The sequence below is a fragment of the Chitinophaga polysaccharea genome (assembly GCF_902150045.1).
Lineage (GTDB): Bacteria > Bacteroidota > Bacteroidia > Chitinophagales > Chitinophagaceae > Chitinophaga > Chitinophaga polysaccharea_A.
The window spans coordinates 376,837-401,405 of the sequence record NZ_CABFVU010000005.1; the positions used below are offsets into that span (position 1 = coordinate 376,837).

21 protein-coding genes are annotated in these 24,569 nt (G+C 48.1%); 11 read left to right on the forward strand and 10 right to left on the reverse strand.

Annotation, left to right across the window (positions count from 1 at the left end; translation table 11 throughout):
* Positions 1-24: 24 nt before the first annotated feature.
* Complete coding sequence (locus tag FN124_RS29595; RefSeq protein ID WP_142688407.1) at positions 25-420, forward strand: DoxX family protein; 396 nt, start codon at positions 25-27, stop codon at positions 418-420.
* Between the two features lie 14 nt (positions 421-434).
* Positions 435-1,448, forward strand: coding sequence for a dienelactone hydrolase family protein (locus tag FN124_RS29600; protein WP_142688408.1), 1,014 nt, complete (start codon positions 435-437; stop codon positions 1,446-1,448).
* A 3-nt stretch (positions 1,449-1,451) separates the two neighbouring features.
* On the opposite strand, the gene FN124_RS29605 is transcribed toward FN124_RS29600, so the two are convergent.
* On the reverse strand, positions 1,452-2,042 hold the full coding sequence (locus FN124_RS29605) for a TetR/AcrR family transcriptional regulator (RefSeq protein WP_142688409.1): 591 nt from the start codon (positions 2,040-2,042) through the stop codon (positions 1,452-1,454).
* Between the two features lie 69 nt (positions 2,043-2,111).
* Here FN124_RS29605 and FN124_RS29610 point away from each other — a divergent pair, with 69 nt between their 5' ends.
* Together FN124_RS29610 and FN124_RS29615 are read left to right on the forward strand one after the other, a co-directional pair.
* Complete coding sequence (locus FN124_RS29610) at positions 2,112-2,909, forward strand: alpha/beta fold hydrolase (protein WP_142688410.1); 798 nt, start codon at positions 2,112-2,114, stop codon at positions 2,907-2,909.
* Between the two features lie 182 nt (positions 2,910-3,091).
* The gene (locus tag FN124_RS29615; protein WP_142688411.1) at positions 3,092-3,907 is read left to right on the forward strand and encodes an HAD-IIA family hydrolase; all 816 of its coding nucleotides are present in this window, start codon (positions 3,092-3,094) and stop codon (positions 3,905-3,907) included.
* 40 nt (positions 3,908-3,947) lie between these two features.
* On the opposite strand, the gene FN124_RS29620 is transcribed toward FN124_RS29615, so the two are convergent.
* Positions 3,948-4,847, reverse strand: a complete 900-nt coding sequence (locus FN124_RS29620) for an NmrA family NAD(P)-binding protein (RefSeq protein WP_142688412.1) — start codon at positions 4,845-4,847, stop codon at positions 3,948-3,950.
* An 81-nt stretch (positions 4,848-4,928) separates the two neighbouring features.
* On the opposite strand from FN124_RS29620, the gene FN124_RS29625 reads away from it, so the two are divergent.
* Positions 4,929-5,330: a winged helix-turn-helix transcriptional regulator gene (locus FN124_RS29625; RefSeq protein ID WP_142688413.1), complete on the forward strand. Its 402-nt coding sequence runs from the start codon at positions 4,929-4,931 to the stop codon at positions 5,328-5,330.
* 12 nt (positions 5,331-5,342) lie between these two features.
* Positions 5,343-5,774 carry a hypothetical protein gene (locus tag FN124_RS29630; RefSeq protein ID WP_142688414.1) on the forward strand — a complete coding sequence of 144 codons (432 nt, stop codon included), beginning with the start codon at positions 5,343-5,345 and terminating at the stop codon, positions 5,772-5,774.
* A gap of 77 nt (positions 5,775-5,851) precedes the next feature.
* On the opposite strand, the gene FN124_RS29635 is transcribed toward FN124_RS29630, so the two are convergent.
* The 8 genes from FN124_RS29635 to FN124_RS29670 form a co-directional block, all read right to left on the reverse strand.
* Positions 5,852-6,676, reverse strand: a complete 825-nt coding sequence (locus FN124_RS29635) for a glycerophosphodiester phosphodiesterase family protein (RefSeq protein ID WP_142688415.1) — start codon at positions 6,674-6,676, stop codon at positions 5,852-5,854.
* Complete coding sequence (locus tag FN124_RS29640) at positions 6,676-8,028, reverse strand: PhoPQ-activated pathogenicity-related family protein (RefSeq protein WP_142688416.1); 1,353 nt, start codon at positions 8,026-8,028, stop codon at positions 6,676-6,678. Before FN124_RS29640 ends, FN124_RS29635 begins: the two co-directional genes overlap by 1 nt.
* Positions 8,029-8,070: 42 nt before the next feature.
* Positions 8,071-9,780, reverse strand: a complete 1,710-nt coding sequence (locus FN124_RS29645; RefSeq protein ID WP_142688417.1) for a SusD/RagB family nutrient-binding outer membrane lipoprotein — start codon at positions 9,778-9,780, stop codon at positions 8,071-8,073.
* A 21-nt stretch (positions 9,781-9,801) separates the two neighbouring features.
* Complete coding sequence (locus FN124_RS29650; protein WP_142688418.1) at positions 9,802-13,251, reverse strand: SusC/RagA family TonB-linked outer membrane protein; 3,450 nt, start codon at positions 13,249-13,251, stop codon at positions 9,802-9,804.
* Positions 13,252-13,336: 85 nt separating this feature from the next.
* Positions 13,337-14,359 carry a FecR family protein gene (locus FN124_RS29655; RefSeq protein WP_185937455.1) on the reverse strand — a complete coding sequence of 341 codons (1,023 nt, stop codon included), beginning with the start codon at positions 14,357-14,359 and terminating at the stop codon, positions 13,337-13,339.
* Positions 14,360-14,407: 48 nt separating this feature from the next.
* Positions 14,408-14,947, reverse strand: a complete 540-nt coding sequence (locus FN124_RS29660) for a sigma-70 family RNA polymerase sigma factor (RefSeq protein WP_142688420.1) — start codon at positions 14,945-14,947, stop codon at positions 14,408-14,410.
* Positions 14,948-15,049: 102 nt separating this feature from the next.
* Positions 15,050-15,562, reverse strand: a complete 513-nt coding sequence (locus FN124_RS29665; protein WP_185937456.1) for a hypothetical protein — start codon at positions 15,560-15,562, stop codon at positions 15,050-15,052.
* 97 nt (positions 15,563-15,659) lie between these two features.
* On the reverse strand, positions 15,660-16,517 hold the full coding sequence (locus FN124_RS29670; RefSeq protein WP_142688422.1) for an AraC family transcriptional regulator: 858 nt from the start codon (positions 16,515-16,517) through the stop codon (positions 15,660-15,662).
* Between the two features lie 125 nt (positions 16,518-16,642).
* Between FN124_RS29670 and FN124_RS29675 the strand changes: the two genes are divergently transcribed.
* The 5 genes from FN124_RS29675 to FN124_RS29695 all read left to right on the forward strand — a co-directional run bounded on the left by FN124_RS29675 (position 16,643) and on the right by FN124_RS29695 (position 24,561).
* Positions 16,643-18,172 carry a sodium:solute symporter family protein gene (locus tag FN124_RS29675; RefSeq protein WP_142688423.1) on the forward strand — a complete coding sequence of 510 codons (1,530 nt, stop codon included), beginning with the start codon at positions 16,643-16,645 and terminating at the stop codon, positions 18,170-18,172.
* A gap of 20 nt (positions 18,173-18,192) precedes the next feature.
* Complete coding sequence (locus FN124_RS29680) at positions 18,193-19,137, forward strand: dihydrodipicolinate synthase family protein (RefSeq protein ID WP_142688424.1); 945 nt, start codon at positions 18,193-18,195, stop codon at positions 19,135-19,137.
* 87 nt (positions 19,138-19,224) lie between these two features.
* A complete protein-coding gene (locus tag FN124_RS29685) occupies positions 19,225-19,821 on the forward strand; it encodes an RNA polymerase sigma factor (protein ID WP_142688425.1) in 597 nt (198 codons plus the stop codon).
* Positions 19,822-20,092: 271 nt separating this feature from the next.
* Complete coding sequence (locus FN124_RS29690; RefSeq protein ID WP_185937457.1) at positions 20,093-21,073, forward strand: FecR family protein; 981 nt, start codon at positions 20,093-20,095, stop codon at positions 21,071-21,073.
* A gap of 20 nt (positions 21,074-21,093) precedes the next feature.
* Positions 21,094-24,561, forward strand: coding sequence for a SusC/RagA family TonB-linked outer membrane protein (locus tag FN124_RS29695; protein ID WP_142688427.1), 3,468 nt, complete (start codon positions 21,094-21,096; stop codon positions 24,559-24,561).
* The last annotated feature ends 8 nt before the right edge of the window (positions 24,562-24,569 follow it).

The following is a 24,569-nucleotide window of genomic DNA, read 5'->3' on the forward strand; positions in this document are numbered from 1 at the left end:
ACCCGGCTTTTCTACATTTGTATCATGCAGTATCCTTTCCTCTCCCTGAAACAATCGCTACTTATACTACGTATAGCTGTGGCCGTTATATTCCTGGCGCATGCCATTGTGCGCATCTGTAATGGCTCTATTCCGCAGTTTGGAGCGTTTATGGAAAGTAAGGGGCTGCCATATGGGGTAGCCTGGGTATGGGCTATTACGGCCTATGAAATTGTCGGCGGTTTACTGTTGCTGCTGGGAATTTACACCCGTTTGCTCAGCGCAGGCTTTATTATATTGCTGTTGGCAGGCATTGTTTTAATACATGCCTCTCTCGGATGGTTTGTAGGAGAACATGGTACAGGGGGATGCGAGTATAGTGTGATACTTATTGTAGCTTTGCTGGTGATTGCGGCAGAGAAACGGGAGCGCATCTTATAACCTTCTTTTTTACAATGAAATCATTATTCTGGATTTTAATCATTCTTCCCGTCGTACTCCAGGCCCAAACGATGGATGAAAAACTATATGGATACCGGCATTTTCAATTCCTGTATAAAGGCGATACGGTGAATATGCTGGTGAAGTCGAAAGAGGGCGAAGAAAGAAAACGGAAACCGGTATTGCTTTTCTGCCAGGGGAGTCTGCCTGTTCCACTTATGATCCTTTATAATGAGGGCGGGCGCAAAGAGGTAGGAAATGTTTTTGTTTTCAACTCTGACCTGTTAACAGAAAAATATCACCTGGCTATTATAGGTAAGCCGGGTATTCCGTTGCAGGCCGACCGGCAGGTATTATCGGACAATTTTACATTTAAAGACAGTACAGGATATTTTCCACGGTTTTATACGGCGCATAACCTGCTTGATTACTACGTGGAAAGAAATAAAGAGGTGATTCGTTTTTTGCGTCAGCAAAGCTGGGTATCTGAAGAGGGACTGGTGATAGCAGGTCACTCTGAAGGAAGCACTATAGCCGCTAAGGTGGCAGTGGAAACCAAAGCTGTTAGCGCGTTAATTTATTCCGGTGGCAATCCCATGGGAAGGATCATGACTATTATTGAAAGGAACCGTGCGCTTGAAAAGGATTCCACAGATTTAACCACCGGAGATATGAATTACTGGCAGGAGGTAGTGAACGATCCCGGCGGGATGGATGCCAGCAATGGCGATACGCATAAGGCTACTTATCAGTTTTCCATACCACCCCTGCAATATCTTGAGAAATTGAAGATCCCTGTATTGGTGTCTTATGGTTCTAAAGATGCAGTAGCCCCGTTTGATGAGTACCTGAGAGTGGAAATGATCAGGCAAAAGAAGCAGAATTTCAGTTTCCTTGTTTACCCCGGAACAGAGCATAATTATTTCCCTGTAAAAGCGGATGGCACTATTGATTATGATATTTTTAACTGGGATAAAGTGGCAGGCGACTGGAAGAACTGGTTACTGCAATTGAAGAAAAGTAAATAACACCTACCCGAACACAATCCTGTGTACCGCCCAGCGCCATGTTTCCAGCACTTCTTTATTATCCAGCTGGGAGAGGTCTTTCAGCACTGTAATCGATTCTATCCCGAAAAAAACAGCCAACGCATTTACCATGTGCCGGAAGGTAGCGGGAAGCAATGTTTTCCGCAGTGGCTTCAGAGCTTCCTCTATCAGCACAATACGCCGGCCTGCCCTGGAATAGCCGCTTTCAGGGTGAATGGATTCTGATATGACAGAGCTGAGGAACAACCTGAACTCCGTTTCATTTTTTGTAAAGAGATCGAAGTGATAATCGATCAGTTTATTGACCCTTGCCTTCAGGTCTTTTTCAGGGATACCGGCAAACAGGTCGTCGCTCGTTTGGGCTTTGAGCTGAAGGGAAGCCTCCCGCTTTAAGGAAGACGTTCCCGTAAAATAGCGGTAGGCCGTGGCTTTGGAGATACCGGCTTCTTTGGCTACCAGCTCCACGCTGATATCTTTTCCCTGCAGCAATAGCGTGTTGGCTACTGCCAGCAGCTTTTCCCTTGTCTTTAATTTTTGTTCTATCCTGCCGTCATCCAGTGATAATTTGCCCATATCCTATAAGTGAATGTTTGATTTCCGGTGTAAAGATACTACTTTTGTGAGACAAAAGTCTCATTAATAATGAAGCACGAAATAAAGGTAAGAGGAATTAACATGGTATTCGATGATCATGGAAGAGGGGATGTGATAGTGTTTGTTCATGGGCAGCCGTTTAACCGCAGTATGTGGGATCAGCAGGTGGCCGCTTTCAAAACAAATAAACGCCTGATAGTACCTGATCTCCGGGGATATGGGGAAACCGGTATTCCTTCGGGCACTACGCTGCTGGACGAGCTGGCGCTGGACATCATTCATTTGCTGGAGGCGCTGCAAATTACGAAAGCCACTTTTGTGGGCCTGTCTATGGGCGGACAGATACTTTTTGATCTGTACCGGCTGGCGCCGCAGTTGTTTCATGCCATGGTACTGGCAGATACAGATGCAAAGGCGGAAAGCGCACAAAGCTACCGGGCGAGGTTGCAGCTGGCGGATAATTTAGCAGAGAAGGGAATGCATTTTTATATCACGCAGCACCTGCACGAGTTTCTCGGTAAAAAAACGATGGCAACGCAACCGGATGTAGTAAAACATCTGCGTGAGATGATGGAAAGCACCAACCCGCTGGGCGCCGCTGCTGTGCAACGGGGCAGGGCCGAAAGAAGGGATCATACGGCTATGCTGCCAAATATTCACTGCCCTGTGTTGATTGTGGTAGGGGAAGAAGACGGGTTTACACCGGTAGCCGTGGCGGAAGGCATGCAGGCGCGTATCAATGGCGCGCAACTGGCGGTGATAAAAGATGCATCACATATGCCCAACATGGAGCAACCGGAAATATTTAATCGCCACCTGGAATTATTTTTACAAACAAATCCATAACCCCGGTTATTCATCCCCATAAAAAAATAACTTTTTAATTTATTTTATTATCTTTAGGGGAGATATCTGATCACTGCATCTATGCAGCTTCCTGCCTTTATTCATTCCATGAATCTTCCTTTATTCATTCCATGGATCTTTTTGAGCAATAAACCAGTTTAAAAACCAACACCTGATTTGCTATGAAAAAAAAGGGATTTCTAATCGACATGGATGGAGTCATCTACAAAGGCAGTGAACCAATTCCCGGGGCTGTGGAATTTATTAACGGGCTGAGAGAAAAAGGCCTGCCCTTCCTCTTTCTTACCAACAATAGCCAGAGAACCAGCAGGGATGTATGTTACAAGCTGAATAAAATGGGCTTTAAGGTAAATGATACTGATATTTTTACCTGCGCCATGGCCACTGCAAGATACCTGGCATCCAAAAAAGAAAATGGTACCGCCTATGTGATCGGCGAAGGTGGTTTGCTGACGGAGCTGTACAATGCAGGTTATTCTATAGTAGATGACCAGCCGGATTATGTGATTATCGGGGAAGGAAGAACCATCATGCTGGAATCTGTTGATAAAGCCATTAACATGATCATGAAAGGCGCTAAATTAATTGCCACCAACCTGGATCCTAATTGCCCCATGGGCGATGGTAAATACAGGGCAGGTTGCGGCGCATTGGTGGCAATGCTGGAATTTGCCAGTGGTATCAAGGCTTTCAGCGTGGGTAAGCCCAGCCCTGTGATGATGCGCATGGCGCGTAAAGCGCTGCAGCTCACCACAGATGAAACGGTGATGATTGGCGACACCATGGGAACAGATATCCTTGGCGCCGGCTCAATGGGCTTCACCACGGTGCTCACCTTATCAGGTGTAACCCATGAAAGTGATCTTGCTCATTTCGGTTATTCGCCTGATTTTATTATTAAGTCGGTGAAAGACCTGCTGGATGAAGAGCTGTTTATGAAAGTGATGGGAGCGCCTGCTTTTGCGGAAGCCTACTAAAATAATTTACAGGGGCGCCTGCACAGCACCCCTGTAATTACTAAGCATGTTGATGATAAGCTGTCGCAAAGTCCTTCGCAAAATGATGAAAGGAATGAATACTGCCGGCGGCGTTATGCCGGTGTTCCCGGTAGCTATCCAGCAGTTGGTCTTCCCTCAGTGCCACCCCGATTTCCAGTACATATACTTTCGCCATCTGTTCTGTAAGCCCGTTCTGCATTAAACCATATAACAGGTCGTTGTCAGGAAAACCTATCCATGCAAGGTCCGGCCGGCCAATAGCATTACCCAGTATGGCCGCTACTTCAGCCCCGGTTATTTCATGACCAATATAACGTATATGCTTTCCCGTGAACCGGAGCGTATTATCCAGCGCTTCCGCCGCTACCATGGCAATATCCCGTGGATGGGTAAGTACCATGTTTACGGAGCCATCGAAATTATTGCCTATGATGCCCTGCTGTTTTATCATGGGAATACTGCCCAGGAAATTTGTGTAAAACATGCCGGGCCGTAAATGGAGTATATGCGTCCCCGTTAATTCGTTCAACTTTGCTTCTACATAGTGATTAGCCCCGGCAGGCCCTGCACCGTTTGCCAGGTGGGCGCCCACGCTGCTCAGGTTTACCACATGGCCTACGCCGTTCTCAGCAATGGCCCTGGCATAATTATCTCCCACACTACGCATATACTGGCGGATATCGGCTGCCTGGAAGGCCGGAGGGATCATGGTGTATACGGCATCGGCATCTTTAAAAGCGCTGCGGAGAAAATGGGGATCGTCAACAGACCCGATGGCAGGGATGGCCCCTAAGGCTTCAATAGCTTTTATCCTTTCGGGGCTATGGCTAACTATGGTTACGGTATGCCCGCCTGCAATCAGTTGCTGCGCCAGTGGTAAACTGATATTTCCCAATGATCCTGTTAAAGTAATTTTCATGATTTGTTTGTTTATTTGTTACTTGCACAAAAGTAGATTTGTACTTACTTTTGTACAAGTACTTACCCTAAAGTATGTGTCATGACCAAAGTAAAAGAAGCCTCCGTTATACAGGCCAATAAGCAGGCAGCATTTAATGAATGCCCGGTTACATACGTGATGGAGAAGATCGGCGGCTACTGGAAGCCTATCATCCTCTTTCAATTGTTATCCGGCGAAAAACGTTACAGCGACCTGAGAAAAGGCATCCCCGCTATCACGGAAAAAATGCTGATCCAGCATCTTAAACAACTGGAAGCAGATAACCTGGTAATACGTATAGCCAAACCCGTAGTGCCGCCACATGTTACCTACCGCTTAACAAAAACAGGCGCCAACCTGAAGCCGGTTTTGTATGCCATGGCGGTATGGGCGGTATCCGACAGTAAAGAAAATTCAAAAGTATTCGCCAGGAACCTGAAGAACTTCCCCGGCATTCATTAAACCCACTTCATCATGAAAAAGATACGTGCCCTGTTCCTGTTATGCAGTATGCTCACTACAGGATATTACAGCCATGCGCAAGAAGCCGCCTTACGCGAAGGCGCCCATAATTTTACCCTCCAGTGGATTGGATGGGATAACCCGGGCAAAGTGCAGATAAAGAAAAGTAAAGACGGTAATTATACCGTGAAAGGGGAGCAGCGCGATACGCAGAACGGCGGCTTTGTTACCATAGATGGTATCCTGAAAGTAGTATCGCCACGGGAGCTCACTTTTGAAGGCACCATTCAAACCATGGATAAATCACTGAATGGAGGAAAGGTGTGCGATAAAACCGGTACCTATCATTTCCTGGCAAAAGGAGCGCGTAAATACTGGCGCCTGCAGGAAATGGAAAACTGTGAAGGGAATAATGTAGTGGATTATGTAGATATTTTCTTTTAGCGGAAGAGGACCGGTTTTGTGATGCCCCCAAAGGTGTCCAACTTTTGGGGGCACGCTGTTTATTTGCAGGCCCTTTATCACTGAAGTGATGCCGTAGCAGTTACTCCATCCCGCAGGTGGTTGGCGTTAAGATATTTGATCAGCGCTTCCGGATGATCTGTTTGTACGCCCTGTATGCCTTTATTTACCGCCGCCTGCCAGTCGGCCGGCCCTTCATTGGGCTTTTGCACATCCAGCCATATAGCTACGTTATACTTCCTGGCAACGGCCATCATTTCCGGTTCGGTAATATTATCGAATACGGCTATACGCACTTTTTTCAGAAAGCTTTCCAGCTGTTCCGGCGTACTGATCCCATCCGGTAAACTGGCCATCAGCGGTACTTCAGGCGCTGTGTTGTGCCAGGCTTTGTACTGTTCTTTTTCATTGAGATATACGACCACCTGTTTATACATGCCGGCGGCCTGCAGTTGTTTCCAGGTTTCGGAAACGTCGGCGGCTTTAAAGTCGAGGTAAATATTCAGCCTGCCTTTACATGCCTGCAATGCTTCGGCAAAGGTAGGCACCCGGTATACTTTTCCATCACTGCTGCGTACCTTCAGTTGTTTAATCTCCGCCAGTGTGAGGTCGGCTACATTGCCTTTACCATCTGTCATTTTATCTACGGTGGCGTTATGCATAAGCACCAGCTGCCCGTCTTTTGTGGTGCGGAGATCCAGCTCTGCGTAGTCGGCCCCGCAGCGGATGGTTTCCTCTATGGCGGCCAGGGTGTTTTCCGGCACATCCACATGGTTGCCGCGGTGCGCTACCACCACGAACTTATTTCGTGTAGCCGGCAGCGTTTGTGCGTAGGTATTCATCGTAAAACAGCACAATGCTGCCAGGTATATAGTTGCTTTCATCAGAGAATGGCTTTAGTATCGGTCACGAATACACGCGTACTAACGGTGTAGGTACCGCCGGTAGCGTTCTGGTATTTCAGGTCCACATAAAATGCGCGGTAGCCATTGGAAGGCAGGGGAGTGGTCACTTTCACTTTAGCCTGGTGCGCCTGTCCCAGGCTTTGGGATTCCCATTTATCATTGCGGAAATCCAGGTCGGAAGAATTGGCCGACCAAAGGATCACATCCAGCAAACGATCGGAGGTGGCTTTGGCGGTAAGCTGTACTTTACCGCTATGCGTGGTGGTTGTCCAGCTGCAATCAGGATAAGCCTGTTTGCTCAGCGTCATGCCGAAGAAAGCGCTGAGGCCCTGGAATGCCTGTACTTTATCACCAAGATTATGACCTGCATTAGGTACATAGTTGATGAGGTTTTTACCGGGAATGCTGTCTATATAATTCTTGATATTATCCACTACCCAGTATTCATCGTTGGTGCCCATGAATATCATTTTGGGAATAGATAAATTGCTCCGGTAGGAGTAGGGATCAATCATGGTATTGATGGCCTGGCCTTCGCTGGTATGCGCCGCCTGGGGAATGCCCAGTTTTACGTAGTCTTCTATCTGCACGCTGTATTCTTTCCATGTTTTGATCTGGTAGTCCAGGCTTACCGGCATATTCAGCACATCGATCACCATGGGAGCAATGGCTACTACGCGGCTATCGTTCGCACCGGTGAGCCAGGTGGTCCACCCGCGTTTGGAAGCGCCGGACACCACGAAGCCATTCACTTTGCGGTGCAGGTCTTTCACAGCAAATTCCTGGATCACATCCATTGCCCTTACGGCACTTTTCACCATGGGGAATAACAGCGGCCAGTTGTAGTCGCCATCCTTTTTGAACTGGTGAAGGGTATAGGAAATGAGGGCATCTTCCGTTAATTTCCCAAAGAGCGGCTGATTGGGTGTTTGCCGTAAAACGGCGGTAATGGCGTGGTTGATGGTTGCTACTTTTCCCATCTGCTGGTACAGTTCATCTTCCGGGCCGTTCCAGTTGGGCATTCCTTCCTTTACGGATCCGCCGGTGATGAACAGCAGCGCGCCATCGTATTTAATATCATCGGGCACCAGTATGGTGAGCTGGTGTTTCCAGGTATATTCCCGCCATTGCTGTGAGGTGAGCAGTACGTTATAGCCTTTACCGTTAGTTATATTGAAGGAATCTTTCAGTTCCCATTTGAACGAGGTATCCCCATTGTTCAGGTAACTTTTAAGGGCGGTGGCAGGTGTTACTGTTTGCTGTGCAAAGATGTTTGTTTGGCTCAGCAGGAGAACAAACACGGCAGCGGCATTTAAAAAGAGTTGCTTCATATCCGGGTAAATTGTTTGAAGGGTTTAGTGAAATATAAGAAATTACCATGGTTTTCCCGTGCCCTGGATCACCCAGGGTTTGGACCAGGGGCTGTTTTTACTGCCATTGGCGCCAAAGGAGGAATAGCTGGTTACTTCCAGCCTGCCGGCGGCGGCTTCCATATTGGCTTTGTTCAGGTTACGCTCTTCCAGCATATAGTATAAACGTACAGGCAGCACGGGGCCTTTTGCATAAGGGCCGGCATGCAATACCGGGAAACCTGTTCTCTTGTAATCGGCCCAGGCTTCGGTGGCGGCGGTCCAGCTGGCAATCCACTTCTGCTCAATGATCTGTTCCTGTGTGTGATCGAATTTTACAGCCGGCTGCGCGAGATAAGCGGCAGCGCTTCCACCAACTCCCCAAACATTAAGCGATGCCTGTATGCCTGCGTTGTAATGCGCTTCGGCATCGCCGGCAGCCCATCCTTTCACGGCGGCTGCTTCCGCCAGGATAAAATGTACTTCTGAGGCGGAAATGATCCTTGCCTTCAGCAGGGGTCCTTTCGGTTGCTGGTAGATATCGTTAAGCCAGGAAACATGCGGGTTGCGGGATGCCTGGCTGGCATCGGGACTGAGGTTATATACTGCAGGACCGGAAATGGCCGGCGGCAGTCCCACATAATTTTCGTCCTGGTTAATATCATTGATGGTAAGCCCTTTGGAAGCCAGTACATCAGGGGAGATGTATCTTACCTTCCTCGGCACGCCTGCAATCACGGTGTCTGTGGCTTTATACACGTTGCCGGTGCCGGCTGGTTTGGTATCATCTACCAATAAAAAACACTGTACTTTGTTAGCCCATATGCTCAGTCGCGGGTCATGCCTTAACTGCAGCGCATTTACAAAGGTGGCGCACATTTTTAACCGGCGGTAGTTGCTGCTGTCTGTATCGTAAGCCACGTTTGCCGGCCAGGAATCCGCATTGCTGTTGCCGGGAAAAGACATGGCAGCATCTTCAGCGCCATCCGTATTAAGTATCAGCGGATACTGCGCGGGGTCTGCCACTATTTTTTCAATACCGGCTTTCGCAACGGCAGGCAGCTTCTCCGACAGCCGCATATAGTAGCGTAACGCCAGGGAATTGGCCATTTTACGCCATTTCACGGGGTCGCCCTGGTAGTACACATCCACGGCATCAATGGGGTTGGAATAGGCGCTTTTGGGCTTGGAAAGCAGGGTGTTTGCTTTTTCAAGATCAGCGAGTATCCCTGTGTAAATAGTTTGCTGCGGATCAAATACCGGCAGCGTGGTTTCGGGGGTGCCATTTTCCCCCTGCAGGGCAAAGGTATAGGGGGCATCGCCCCAGAGGTCTGTGATGAGGCCAAAGAGAAGGGATTTCATTACCAGCGCCACGCCCTGGTGCAGCTCACTGTTCAGCGCTACGCCGCGGTTATATACCAGCTGGTTGTTCCGCAATACATCGTAGTAACCGGTCCAGCTATTGGAGCCGGCCCAGTCGTATTCGTTATGCGTGGTGGTCCAGCCATCTTTCTGTGTATGCTGCATCACGCCTGCCATATCCTGGTAGCCCAGGGTTACCAGCTGCATCCCGGCGGTGGTGAGCACGGTAGACAGTACCAGGTTGGGATTGGTGGTAGCGGGATTGGCGCCGTTGGGGTTTTCGTTCATGCTGATCAGGTCCTTTTTACAGGAGGAAACAGATAAACAAAGCAGCCCGATGCTGAGTATAATAGATGTACGCACTGTTTTCATATATCAGGATTAAAGGAGCTCTTAAAAAGTAACGTTCAGTTTTGCGCCCACGGGAATGGCCCACGGAGTGACATTATATCTTTCAATACCCTGCTTGAACTGCATGCCAGAGCCCTGCACCGCGGTGGAAGGCTGGTAGGCATTTTCAGGATCGATACCAATTTTGGCGGCTGTCCACAGGATAATGTTCCTGCTGTATACAGAGAAGCTGGCGCGTTGCAGTTTAGCGGAACGGATCACCTGTTGCGGCAGTTCATAAGTGAGCGACACTTCCCTCAGCTTCAGGTATGATGCAGGGAACAGGAATGCTCTTGTAAACGACCAGGCGGTACTGCCGGCATAAGGTAGCGTAAGCGTTCCGTCGTTGCCAAGGTTTTCCGTATAGCCGGTAGGGTTACCATTGCTGTCGTATCCCTTGGCCCTTACACCGGGAATAAATACGCCGCCATAAGGCAGTACATACGGGCCATAGGTAAATGGAAAACTGTTGTATTCAGGTGTTGGGCCGCCAACCAGGGGGAAGTTATTGCCCGCGGGGATCACCATCTGATCCTGGTGGCTCACCAGGTAATCGCGCAGTTCCTGTCCTTTCATATTCCCAGGGTTGGTGAGCTTATCGAGGAACAGTTGTGAGTTGCCATGTTCTTCCCCGTAACGGTATGTTTGTGAAACAAAATCGCCGCCGTTTCTCCAGTCGAAGATCATGTTCAGCGTAAAATTTTTATAGGAAACAGATGTCTGGAAACCCATGATGAAGTCCGGGTTAAAATTGCCGATCTTATTTTTTGTGTTGATGGCGTCTATACTTTGCCATTTACCGGTGTTATCCAGAATCGGGTAGCCGTAGTAAGGAGATGATTTGTCTGTAACCGTTACCAGCTGCGCATCGTAGATGTCGCCTATATCTTCTCCCACATAGGTCCATGCCCCGCCTTTGCCTTCTTCCCAAAGGGTATAGTAAGGCATATCATCGGGGAGTGAAATGATGCGTGTCCTGTTGCGGGTGAAGTTGAAATTCACATCCCATCTCCAGTTCCTGCGCTCTATGGGTGTGCCGCCCAGCGTTAGCTCAATGCCCCTGCTCCTGAGCAAACCGGCATTGATGCTGCGAGAAGAGTAACCGGAAGAAGGAGGTGTTTTAGGACTGAAGATCTGGTTCTTGTTCTCAACAATATAGTATGTGCCTGAGAAACGCAGGCGGTTCCTGAATAAATTAATGTCGGTACCGCCTTCATAGGAGGTAGCTATTTCCGGCTTCAGGAAAGGGTTCAGCAGGGTGCCGGATGTAGTAAGCCTGGGTATATTGCCCCAGGCGCCTACGCTGCTGAGTGTTGCTGCCAGCTGGTAAGGAGCAGCATCGTTACCTACCTGTGCGGCCCCGGCCCTTAATTTTACCAGGTTGATCTTATCAGAGGTGATATGCGCTATTTCATTCACCAATACGCTCAGCGAGGCGGAGGGATAGAAATAGGACGCGGCGCCGGGGAGGGTGCTGGACCAGTCGGTACGACCGGTTACATCCAGGTAGGCCATTCCTTTGTAGCCAACATTCAGCATGCCGTATACGCTGTTCACGCCTCTTTCAAAAGTGCTGCTATAATAGTTGAGATTAGCGGGAGCAATATTCTGGATGGTATATACCCCGGGTGTATTAAGCCCTGTACCATCTTTGGTGGAGGTGGTGGTATTGCTGCCCGTTTGGTAACGCATATTGCCTCCTGCGGAAACAGAGAAATCGAAATGATGGATCGCTTTTTTATAGGTAAGCAACACATCCATGTTGCGCTCATAGTTGTCGAGGTTAATGATACCATATGCGCCGCCGGGGTTATTCAGGTAGCTGTTGGCAATTTTTGTTTCCCTTTTTTCACCGTAGGTATCCAGTGAATACCGCGCCATGAAGGTGAGAGAGGGTAGTATTTTCCAGTCGGCCCGTATATTACCAAACAGCCGGTCCCTTACAAACCCGTTCTTTACTTCATAAGCCAGGAAGTAAGGATTATTGAACACGCCGTTGTATTGGGTCCGTTGCTGCAGCCCTTCCTGGCCCGGCATCCAGTAGTTGGCCAGGTCGCGCACATCAATATGCGGGGAGATGCTGTATACTGCCTGTAACGGGTTGGCGCCACGGTCGCCCGCAGCGCGGTTGTTGGAGTTGTTGCGGCTGAAATCAATATTGGTGCTTAAACTGAGCTTTGAATTCACCTGTAAGGCGGAGTTCAGGCTCAGTGTATTTTTATAGAGATCGGTGTTGGGGATGATCCCTTTGTTCGACATGTTGGCATAGGCAATGCGGTAGGAGATCTTATCGTTGTTATTAGCAACAGAAGCACCGGCAATGGTGGTAATGCCGGTGTTAACAAAATTCTTTACGTTGTTCTTATGCGAGACCAGGGGCATGGGTATTTTTTTTCCGTTGGCATCGAGTGGGCTGTTCCACTGTACTTCTTCATAACCCATATCCAGTTCTGCACCGAAAGTACCGTCTACATTTTCCTGGATGATGGTACCAAAGGGATTGGTGAGCAGGTTGCCGCTGCGGGAAAAAGGAATGCCCGCCAGCTGACCGGAACCGAATTTCGTTTGCCACTTCAGGTATTTGTAAGGAATATCGAACACGGAATTAACGTAGGCATCCACTGTTACCCTGTTCACTTTCTTACCTGTTTTGGTGGTGATCAGCACTACGCCGTTGCCCGCGCGGGAGCCATATAAAGCAGCGGCGCTGGGGCCTTTCAGGATGGTAACGCTTTCAATGTTGTCAGGGTTGATATCGGAAATGGCATTGCCATAGTCCACCATATTATCTTTACCGATCTGGCTGATGTTGTTAACGGTATTGGCCACCGGTACGCCGTCTACCACGAACAGGGGCTGGTTGTCGCTGCTGAGTGAAGTGGCGCCGCGTATGATCATACTTACAGATGAGCCGGTGGCGCCGGTGGAGTTGATGGTAACGCCTGCTACTTTGCCGGACATAGAGTTAAGTAGGTTCTCCTGGGGCATGCGGTTAAATTCTTTGCCACCCAGTTCTTCCACGGAGTAGCCCAGCGCTTTCTTTTCCCTTTTTATGCCCAGTGCGGTTACCAGTACCTGGTTTAATTCTTCTACTTTTTTTTTCAGTACCACTGATAAAGATAACCTGCTGGAGTCGCTGATCATATATCCCCGAAGGGTATCAGTAGTATATCCCATTTGCGACAGCACAAAATGATAAGGGCCGCCGGCGGGTAATTTAGTAAATGTAAAGATCCCTTTTTCATTAGTGACAGTGCTTGCCAGTACTTTATTGTCTGCATCTTCCATCTTTACCATCACGCCGGGGAGCGTTTCATTGCTTTCATTCTTTATCAGGCCAATGGCAGCAGGACGGGTATTTTGCGCCAGTACATTTCCGGGAGTTAATTGCCACAGCAACAGTAACACCCAGGTGATGGTTGTGCAGCATAAATGTTTGGTTTTTACACACATAAAATTTTCATTTTAGGCAAAAGGAAGTCTGTGCAGCCTCAAAGAGGTTGCGGGTGTTGTAAGTATGGGAAATATTTTTCCGGGATTATTGTACTATGTAGATAACATCATCTTTCTGATTAATAGTAAGATTATTTAACGTACCAATAGTTGCCAGGAATTCTTTTAATGTTTCTTTGCTACTGTCGAATGTGCCGGTGAAGTTCATGCCTGTAAGGCTGTTTTCCATGTATTGGATCTTTACATGATATTTCCCGGACAGCTGTCTGAAAACGCCAGCCAGCGGTTCATTGTTAAAGGTGATAATTTCGTTTACCCGTACAGGTATTTTATCTTTTTTAATGCCGGCAGCCGTATTCACGGTTGCCATTTTCTTTTGCTGGTCGTAGCAAAGCTCCTGCCCGGGCGCCAGGTACACTTCTTTTATTGCGGCGTGTTCATGCTTTACTACTACCTTGCCGCTGATCAGCTGTACCTGTGTAATGTCTTTCTGTTTCCATGCAGTTATTTTAAACACGGTGCCTAATGCAGTAGTGCCAAGCTGTCCCGCATGCACGGTGAATGGCTGGTTTTTATTGGCGGTTACCCTGAACATGGCCTGCCCGGTTAGATAGATTTCCCTGCTGTTGCCGGTAAATACTGCCAGGTATTTCACTTCACTCCGGGGCGCCAGTTCCACTACGCTGCCATCGCTTAGTTGCAGGGGCATCATTTTCTTTGTGTTGTTCATTACTGTGCGCAAAGGAACAGCAGCTGTTATATTAGCCGGCGCCGGTTCTGTTGCCGCAATTTTCTCTCCCGGTGAAGAGCGTAATATAGTCCACAGCAGTCCGCCGGAAATGATCAGTATCACCGCTGCCGCCGCTGCATACCAGCGTTTATGGGAATGTTTTTTCTGAAAGGTATGTCCTTCTATCACCGTCATCATTTTACCGGAAACGGCTTCCGGTAATTGTTCTCCGGTATGGAAAGAATGCCAGCTCTCTTCTGTTAAATAAGGTTGTAAAGCTTCCGGGTGCTGTGCAATGTATTCCTTTACCCATTGCTTTTCTGTCTCACTGCATTCATCCCGGAGAAACTTTTCAATAAGTATTGCTGAATGCTTCATAGTATGTATTCGTTTGAAAACGGTAAATCCCTCACTCGTCATATTTACTTAACAAAACAGGAGCAGCAGCAGTAACAGCAGGGAATTCTTCAGTTGCCGGATGGCGCGCACAATGTGGTTTTCAACTGTTTTAGGGGAGATGGATAACTGCCTGGCAATTTCTTTATGCGGAAGTCCTTCAAAGCGGCTGAGTTTAAAAACATTTTTCCGGATGGGTGATAGTTGTTCTATACTATTATACACCCGGGTCAGCTCTTCCTTTACTGTGATATCTGTTTCCACATGCCAGTTGGTGTTATCCCTTACCAGTATTTCCGTGTGGCGGTTGCGCACCTGTTGCTTGCGGAGCAGGTCGGTCATCACGCTTTTGCCTATACGAAATAACTGTGTGGAGATGCTGAAGCTCATGGAAAGTTTTTCCCGTTTTTCCCAGAGAAGGATGAAGGTAAGCTGCACGGTTTCTTCCGCTATGTATACGGAGTGTGTACATTTCAGAACGTAGAAGTAAAGTTTTGTATGGTACTGTTGGTATACCAGTTTAAAACTTTCGATATTCCCATTGATAATATCCTGTACAATACTTTCCATAATTGCCAGCAAATATCTGATCAGCCTAAACAAGATACAAGGAATTACCGATTATATTATTGTTATTTTCAACAATAGCATACGATATCTCCGGCGGTTCATTTATTTCTTCAGTTTCAAAATAAGCGGTACAGTAGCTACACCTGGGATGGTTACCGTAAGGGAAAGATCCAGGTTGCTGCTGCTGATATTTTCGATCCAGTGCGGATCATTTTCATTTTTTGCAGAAACGAGTTTCAACACCGAATCGTGTACGTCCAGGTCCCAGGTACCGCTGTTGCCTGCTACCGGCAGTATCAGCGTGGTACAGCCTTCAATGGCAAAGGAGCCGTCTTCATTGAACCGGTAGGTATTACCGGCCGTACAGGTGAACAGGGCGCCGCCAGGCCCGAGCAGTGGCGCAAGTGCAAGGATGCTGGTGCCCTTGGGGATGTTCTGTTTATTCAGTTTAACGTCTACCGCCAGCACGATGTCCTGTTGTTTCCAGGTACCCTTCACCAGCTCGTATTTAGGTGATTTTTCGGGCGTTGCAGGCTTGTCTTTTTTACAGGCCCCTGTAAGTAAACAAAATACAGGCAGCATAAGGAATAGATAACGGGGGATAAAAAAGCGCATGAGTGTTGGTATTAAATGATGGAAGGAGTTTCGTTCCTTCTATGTATTCGTTTTGAAACGTCGCATCCCTCACTGCTTAACAATTGGTTAATATCATTTACCCTTTATCCCTGAATTTTTTAGGCGATACCCCCATGATCAGTTTAAACGACCTGGAGAAGGTATATTGATCAGGGTAGCCCATTTCCCTTGCAATTTCCTTTATGGTAAGACGGGTATCTTTCAGCAACTGGCTGGCCTTCTGCATCCGCAGCGAGGTAAACAGCTGGATGGGGGAGTAGCGTGTTTTTTCTTTAAAGAGGGCCGACAGGTACGAGGCAGAAATACAGGTTTCCCTGGAAAGGTCGGCCAGGGTAAGATGCTGATCCAGCCGCTGTTTCATGAGCTGTATACATTGTTCAATGATATTGTCGGCGCCCTTCTTCATATAATTGAAAACCGTAAGCCGGAAAGTGCCCAGGAAACTGTAGAACCTGAAATTTGCATACAGCAGGTTCTCTATATTATTCATGAGGTCGAGATGATGGAGTATATCATCGAACTGTGCATTACGCCCTACCAGTGGGGGAATGGTATGTGGCTTTAAACCGGTGCCCAGGTAACTGTATATTTCATCGGCCAGCTTACCGGAAAACTGCACGGCGTAGATCCTCCAGGGCTCATCTGCCGCAGGCCCCGATCTGAAAGCAAGGCCTTTGGGAAAAATAAGGTACTGGTTGGATTTGACAGGCATTTTCTTTTTCCCGGTTTCCAGCCATCCTTTTCCATGTGTTACATATAATAAGGTGTACACAGGAACGCCTTTAGGCTCACTGATTTCCCTGGCGGCATTTTCGGGATAGAGACCGATGGCGGTAATAAAAAGGTTCTTTCCAAGCGGATGCTTTTCCAGCTTGCGTTTCAGGTGATCAGGTAAGTTCCAGGTGGTCGGTGTGTTGGCTGCCAGGTTGTTCATCGCAATAGTAATTTAAGCTATTCTTTTCATAACATTCAACATTGTTTGATCCATAAAAAATAGCAATCTTCGTGTAACGGCTGTAATATTTTTATCCACGTATTGAAACTGCTTTATCTATCGTTATGCATCAACTGCCAATAATTGATCTGGCTGTAATCGCCATTTACCTGCTATGTATGATTGGAGTGGGGATATGGTTTTCACGGAAGAACGGCAACGCGGCACAATTTACCACAGCATCCGGAACCATACCGGGCTGGGCTTTGGGGCTTTCGTTGTATGCAACGTTTTTAAGCAGTAATACTTTTCTCGGTGTACCGGGAAAATCATTTGGCAGTAACTGGAATGCTTTTGTATTCAGTTTGTCGATGCCGTTGGCGGCATTTGTTGCGGCAAAATATTTTGTGCCGTTTTACCGCCGCAGCGGGGAAGTAAGCGCTTATACACACCTGGAGCATCGCTTTGGTCCCTGGGCCAGAACCTATGCAATGGTCTGTTTTATACTGATGCAGCTGGCCCGTATGGGCTCTATATTTTTCGGGGTGGCACTGGCATTACAGGCGCTTACAGGTTTGGAAATGCGTACTATCATGACCGTTACAGGTATATGCATTATTACATACACCGTATTGGGCGGTATGGAAGCAGTGATATGGACAGAGGTGTTGCAGGGTATTGTTAAAACCGCCGGCGCTGTTGTGATCCTCTGGCTGGTAATTACAGGAATGGATAATGGTGTAAAAGATATCTGGCGGATAGGAATGACTGACGGGAAATTTTCCCTGGGAAGCTTTTCCCTGCGCGATTTCAGTACCTCTACTTTCTGGGTGGTGTTCCTGTATGGCTTCTTTATCAACCTGAATAACTTCGGGATGGATCAGAACTATGTACAGCGATATCATACTGCCCGTTCAGAGAAAGAAGCCTCACGCAGCATATGGCTTTGCGTGTACTGGTATGTGCCGGTGAGCATGGTGTTCTTTTTTATAGGCACTGCTTTATATGCGTATGCCCAACAGCACCCCGAAGCATTGCTGGCGCTGAAACAACAGGTGGCTGCAGAAAGACAGGTACCGGTTGCATCCCTTCAGCCGGCAGATTACGGGGATAAGGTACTGCCATGGTTTATGGTGAGCAAAGTACCCAAAGGACTGATGGGACTAATCGTAGCAGCTATACTTTCGGCTGCTATGAGCACTGTAAGCAGTGGTATGAACAGTACAGCCACTGTGTTTTTGAAAGATATATACCAGCGCTATGCCGATCCGAAGATCACTCCTGCGGGAGAGATGCGGGTACTGTATATCGCTACTACCGTATCGGGTTTGCTGGCCATTGGTTTTGGTATTTCCATGATAGGGGTAAAAAGTATCCTGGATATGTGGTGGGAGCTATCCGGCATTTTTGCTGGAGGTATGCTGGGATTGTTTTTGCTGGGTATAATCTCCAAAACAAAAAATGCCACGGCGGTTACCGCTACCATCATTGGTATTATAGTGATCCTGTGGATGTCGTTATCAAAATACCTGCCTGCCGGATGGGTAAACCTGCGCAGCCATTTGCATGCGCATATGATCATCGTGGTGGGTACTTTATCAATATTCCTGGCGGGTACGCTGTTATCACGCCTGCAACGCCTTAAAACTTCCTGATTTTTTTAAACCCGTTTGTTATGCAAAAGAAATTCGTACCGGTGATGATCACCCCTTTTAATTTGAAAGCACAGATTGATCATGACATGGTGGAACACCTGATAGATTTTTACCTGGAGGCCGGTGTAAAAGGCTTCTTCGCCAATTGCCTGTCGTCCGAAATGTACAGTATCAGCGAGGATGAGCGACTGGCGCTTACCGAGCACGTAGTACGTTATGTAAACGGCCGTGCACCGGTGGTAGCTACCGGTTCATTTGGTCTTACTATAAAAGACAAAGCACTCTTTACACAGAAGATCTATGATACCGGTGTAGATTCCGTGATCATGATCACCGGGCATTTTGCGAATGTAGATGAACCAGACAGTGTATTGCTGCAAAGATTTGAAGAGATGTTCTCCCTCACCGGCGATATTCCCCTGGGTTTATACGAATGCCCTGCTCCCTACAAGAGGCTGATCACACCGGAGATACTACAAACATTGCTGGCTACCAATCGTCTTATTTATCATAAAGATACTTCCTGTAAAGTAGAAAGCGTGCGTGCCAAACTGGCGGTGACAGCCGGCAGCAGGCTGGAGTTTTACGATGCGCATACGCCTAACGCTGTTGCCTCTATGCAAATGGGAGCGGCGGGTATGTCGTCTATCTCCGGGAATTTTTATCCTGAAATACTGGTATGGCTGTGTAATCATGTGAATGATGAAAGCAGGCAGGAAGATGTGCAATGGATACAGTCTGAATTACAAAGGGTGGATCCGCTGATCCACATTGCGTACCCGCTGAGCGCGAAATATTTCCTGCAGTTAAGAGGCGTTCCGGTACGCACTATCAGCCGCGCTCATGCGCTGGAACTGACGCCGGAGCAGAAGGAAACGCTGCAACAGATCTACCGTGATTTCAGAGGCTGGTGCGGGCGTTTACAGATACGCGAGGTGATGCCGGCGTCTTTGTCTTCACATTAAATCGATGTTATTTCTGACAGGAAGTTATGATGGGAACCGGCCAATGTGTAGCTTAGTGAAAGATCCTTATGCTAATTCACATAATAGATGTCAACCAGCCCATACAATCCTCAGCAAGATGAACAGCTCCTGTGGGCCCGGCTCTGTAACGGAGACCGGGAAGCCTTCGGGGAGATATACCGGCGGTATTTTCCGCTGCTGTTCCGGTACTGTATACGGTTTACAACAGACCGCGCGCTGGTGAAGGATATGTTGCAGGATTTTTTCTCACAGCTGTATGTGCAAAGAGCCGGCCTTTCACTTCCTGTCAACCTCAAAAGCTACCTGATGGTATCTGCCAGGAGAAAACTGTTCCGCTACCTTGATAAGTCGGCCCACGGGCCGGCCAGCCTGGATGAAGGAACCGCCTCCAGCTTCGCTCTTGAACTTTCCCCTGAAAGCATCCTCATTAACCGGCAGCGCACCGAACAAACCACCCGCCTGCTGCAACAAAAACTGGATGCCCTTACCCTCCGCCAGAAAGAAGCTATCTATCTCCGTTTCTACGAAGGTCTTTCCTACGAGGAAATTGCCGACATCATGCTTTTAAAGGAAATAAAATACGCCCGCACCTTAATATACCGGGCCATTGCAGAATTAAAGGAGCTGCTGGCGCAAAATGAATCGGCCCTGATGCTTCGCTGAGCGAATTTTGTCTGACTCGCTGATTATGATGATTACGCTGATTTCACTGATTTATTCTTGGATTTAAAAACTGATTTTAAATGATTCGGGGAGATATAAGCGGATTTGCTTACATCTCCCCGAATTACTTATAAAATCCAAAAAATAAAATCAGTGAAATCAGCGTAATCATCATAATCAGCGAGTCAGACAAAATTCGCGAAAAAAAATGCTTTTCCCTGAGGGTATTTTCCCGCCCCGTGACTCTTCTTATTGTACAAGGTACTTTTTTATGAATTATAGTGAATTCGAAGCCGCAGATTTTGCCGGCGACGCCTCATTCCGTGCATGGGTGCTGGAGGGAACAAATGCCGCTTTCTGGGAAAGCTGGATACCGGCGCACCCGGAAAAGGAGGCGGTGCTGCAGGATGCGCGGGCGCTGGTGCTGGCGCTACGGTTCCGCACCAACGAAATAAGCCGGGAAGAAATGGAGGCGGTAAAAGGCAATATAGACCAGTTGCTGGACGAACCCGTTATTAAAAAAAATAACGAACGCCCACACAGGCAATGGTACTATGCCATGGCGGCCGCTGCTGCATTATTGCTGTTTGCCGGTATAAGGTATATATCCCAGCGCGAAACACCCATAGAAAACACCTTTGTACAAACCGGTTTCGGGGAAACCAAAATAGTGCAGCTCCCTGATGGTTCTATTGTACAGCTGAATGCCAATTCATCCATCTCTTATCCCCGTAAATGGACCAAAGAAAATGTAAGAGCCGTTACCCTGAACGGGGAGGCCTATTTCAATGTATCCAAATCTCCCGCAGGGCTGCATCCTAAATTCCGGGTAATGATGCCACAGGTAACCATTGAAGTAAAGGGAACAGCCTTTAATGTGTATCACCGCCATGACCAGGTGAAGGTGTTACTGGAAGAAGGAAAGATAGTGGTGAACGACAGCCTGGATATGAAGCCGGGAGATATGATGTATTTCGCTCCGGGGGAACATCACCGCCTGCAGGCAGATCCGGCTATGCTTACCGCCTGGAAACAGCGCCGGCTCCTTTTCAGGGACACTCCATTAATAAATGTTGCGCAGCAACTGGAAGATATATACGGCTACAGGATCCAGTTCAGGAATAAGAAAACGGAAGGCCTGTTATTTACCGGCTCAGGCCCTGCTGATGATCCTGCAGTGTTATTAAAAGCAATGGCTACTGTGCATCAGCTGAAAATGAAACAAAATAATTCAGTCATCATTTTTGAATAAGGTCTTTAAAATTTACAGTTATGCAAAAGAGCTTTACGAAGCTTTATGCTCCCTGGAGCGCAACGCTGCTATTATTGCTGCTGCTAACCACCAACGCAACCGCACAGCAACTGATGGTAAGAAGCAGCAATACGCCCGGGGAAGCAGGAACTATCCCACTCCGCCAGATGCTGACCAACCTTGAAACAAGGTTTAACATCAGCTTTAATTATTCGCCTACACAGGTGGCGGATAAATTTGTAGCAGGGAAACAAACCCGTGTTACAGATGCCAACCTGGAATCGCAATTACTGAAAATGCTCGCCCCACTGGGTTTACAGGCAGTTAGACTGAGCGACCGTGATTATGCTATCCGCCCTGCTACGGGGGAAGCATCTGTCACAACAGCACAGGAAGTAACTGTTAAAGGAAGTGTTACCGATGAAAGCGGCGTACCTCTTCCCGGTGTAAGCGTGCATGAAAAAGGCACTTCTAACGGTACCGCTACCAATGTAGACGGACAGTTCTCCATCAGGGTAGCCAACAGCAACGCCATCCTTGTATTCCGCTCTGTAGGCTACCAGTCGAAAGAAGTAGCTGCAGGCAACGGCACCCTACAGGTGCAGTTAACAGCCACTGTACGGAGCCTTGATGATGTGGTGGTAACCGCCCTCGGTATCAAACGCCAGGAAAAAGCGCTGGGCTATTCTATCGCCACCCTGAAAGGCGACCAGGTAAGCACCGTGAAAGAAGTGAACATCGCCAATGCTCTTTCAGGCAAAGTAACCGGTGTAAACGTAAGAAGCACCAGCTCCGACCCCGGCGGCACCTCGCTGGTAACCATACGTGGGCAAAGCAGCCTGGAAGGCTATAACCAGCCCCTGTATGTAGTGGATGGTATCCCTATTGCCCCGGCAGTACGTAACCCGAAACAACCGGTAGGACAAGTAGTAGTTGATTATGGCAGCACCATCTCCGATATCAACCCCGACGATATCGCCAGCATCTCCGTATTGAAAGGCGCCAGCGCCTCGGCTTTGTATGGCTCCCGCGCTATCAACGGGGTAATACTTATCACTACCAAATCCGGCTCCGGCGCTACAAAAGGACTGGGCGTTTCAGTGAACTCCAGCGCTATGTTCGATCAGCCCTGGTTATTTCCTGAGTTCCAGAATGACTTTGGTTCCGGCGACCGTGAAGGCTCTGATGAAACAATTTCCGATGCATCATGGGGCCCGAGGCTGAACACAGGTACCAAACATGTACAGTGGAACAGCCCGCTGGATGCCAACGGACAGCCTATTCCCACCGACTGGGTCGCTTATCCCAACCGGCACAAGGATTTCTTCCGTACCGGCTCTACCTTCACCAACAACATTGCCGTTACCGGTAATAATAAGGATGGCAACTTCCGCCTATCGTTTACCAACCTGAAAAATGAAGGCATCATTCCGAATACCGATCTGAAAAGAAATACACTTAACCTCGCAGCAGGATATAATCTCAATCCCAGCATCAGGGTGAGTACCAATATAGGCTATACGAAAAACAGCAGCGGCAACCGGCCTACCTTTAACCGGGGCAGCGTGAGCAACATCGTTTACACTACCACTCCCAACGTGGATATACGACAACTGCGTAATTACTGGCTGCCCGGGAAAGAAGGACTGCAGCAGTTTTCACATGTACCTGGATCTACTGATAATCCCTACCTGGTGGCATATGAATTCATCAATGGGTTTGATCGGGATCGCATGACCGGCAACGTGGAACTGAATATACAGATCACGAAAGACTTATCGCTCATGGGCCGCACAGGGATGGACCTCTACTCTGAAACCCGCGAAAGCAAACGGCCTTTCAGCGCAGTAAAGAACCCTACCGGCGCCTATGCTTTTGAAACAGAGTTTTTCAGGGAACAGAACACCGACTTCCTGTTGAGCTATAAAAAGAATATCAATTCAGATTTCTTTGTATCCGTATCCGCAGGCGCCAACCGTATGAACCAGACAGGTAAAGGTTCCAGCCAGAAATCGGAAGCGCTGGTGATACCGGGATTGTACAACATCGCCAATGCCAAGGCAGGTACCGTGGTAAATACTTCCAGCCGCTACAGCAAACGGATCAACAGTGTGTACGGAATGGGGCAGGTGAGCTTCCGCAATTATGCTTTCCTGGACCTCACTGCGCGTAATGACTGGTCCAGCACATTACCCGCAGGAAACAACTCTTACTTTTATCCATCGGCATCACTGAGCCTGATCGTATCCGATATGCTCGGTATTAAATCCGATGCCCTGTCTTTTGCAAAAATACGCGCCAACTGGGCACAGGTGGGCGGTGATACCGATCCGTATAACCTGTATAACACTTTCAGCTTCGGGCAGGACTGGAACGATGTGAAGCTTGCCAACATCAGTAATGTATTAAAGAACAACCGCCTGAAACCACTGATCGCCACCTCGCATGAATTCGGCGCTGATCTGCGTTTCCTGAAAGGAAGATTAGGTATCGACTTTACTTATTACAATACGGTGAACCGCAACCAGATCATCCGCATCCCGGTAACTATGGCCACCGGCTATTCCAACATGGTCACCAATGCCGGTAAGATCAGGAACAAGGGAATTGAGATAGGGTTGAATGCAACACCGGTAGCAGGGCCGTTCCGCTGGGACCTGCAGCTGAATTATACCCGTAACCGTAACAAGGTACTGAAGCTTATCGACGGCGTAAACAGCTACCAGCTGGGCAGTGCGGAAGGTATCAGGTTCCTCGTGAAGGAAGGCGCAGAAATAGGAGATATGTATGCACAAACCTGGGCTACAGTACCCGACGGTGAATTTAAAGGACAACCTTTACTGAGCAGTGAAGGCGGTTACCAGCAGTTAAATGATTATGTGAAGATAGGTAACTATAACCCCGACTTTATGCTGGGTATCAACAACACTTTTTCTTATAAAGGCTTTACGCTGAATGTGCTGATCGACTGGCGACAGGGCGGTAATTTCTTCTCCTATGTGGCAAAGAACCTGCTCAGCGATGGCCGCACCACCACCACTATCCCGGGTCGCGATCCTAAAACCGGCGGTCTTCCCTGGACAGATGCGGATGGTAACAAACGTACAGACGGCATGATCCTGTTCGGCTATATAGATGAAGGCAACGGCAAATACAAGCTCAATGATAATGTAACCGATCCCGAAAACTATTATGGTGAATACTACTGGAGCTTCAACGGCCGCTCTACTTTTGATGCCAGTTATGTAAAGCTCAGGGAGGCATCTCTTACCTACACATCTTCAAAGAAAACACTGGGTAAGCTGCCACTGGGAAATCTGACGGTATCACTGATCGCACGTAACCTGTTCACCTGGACCGCCGCTGAACAAGGCTATGACCCGGAAACAGCCATGACTATTTCCAACGGCAGCTTCTCACCTGGAGTGGCCAGCTGGGGATTGCCTTATACCCGTTCTTACGGTGCTAAGATAGGTTTCAATTTCTAAACCAATAA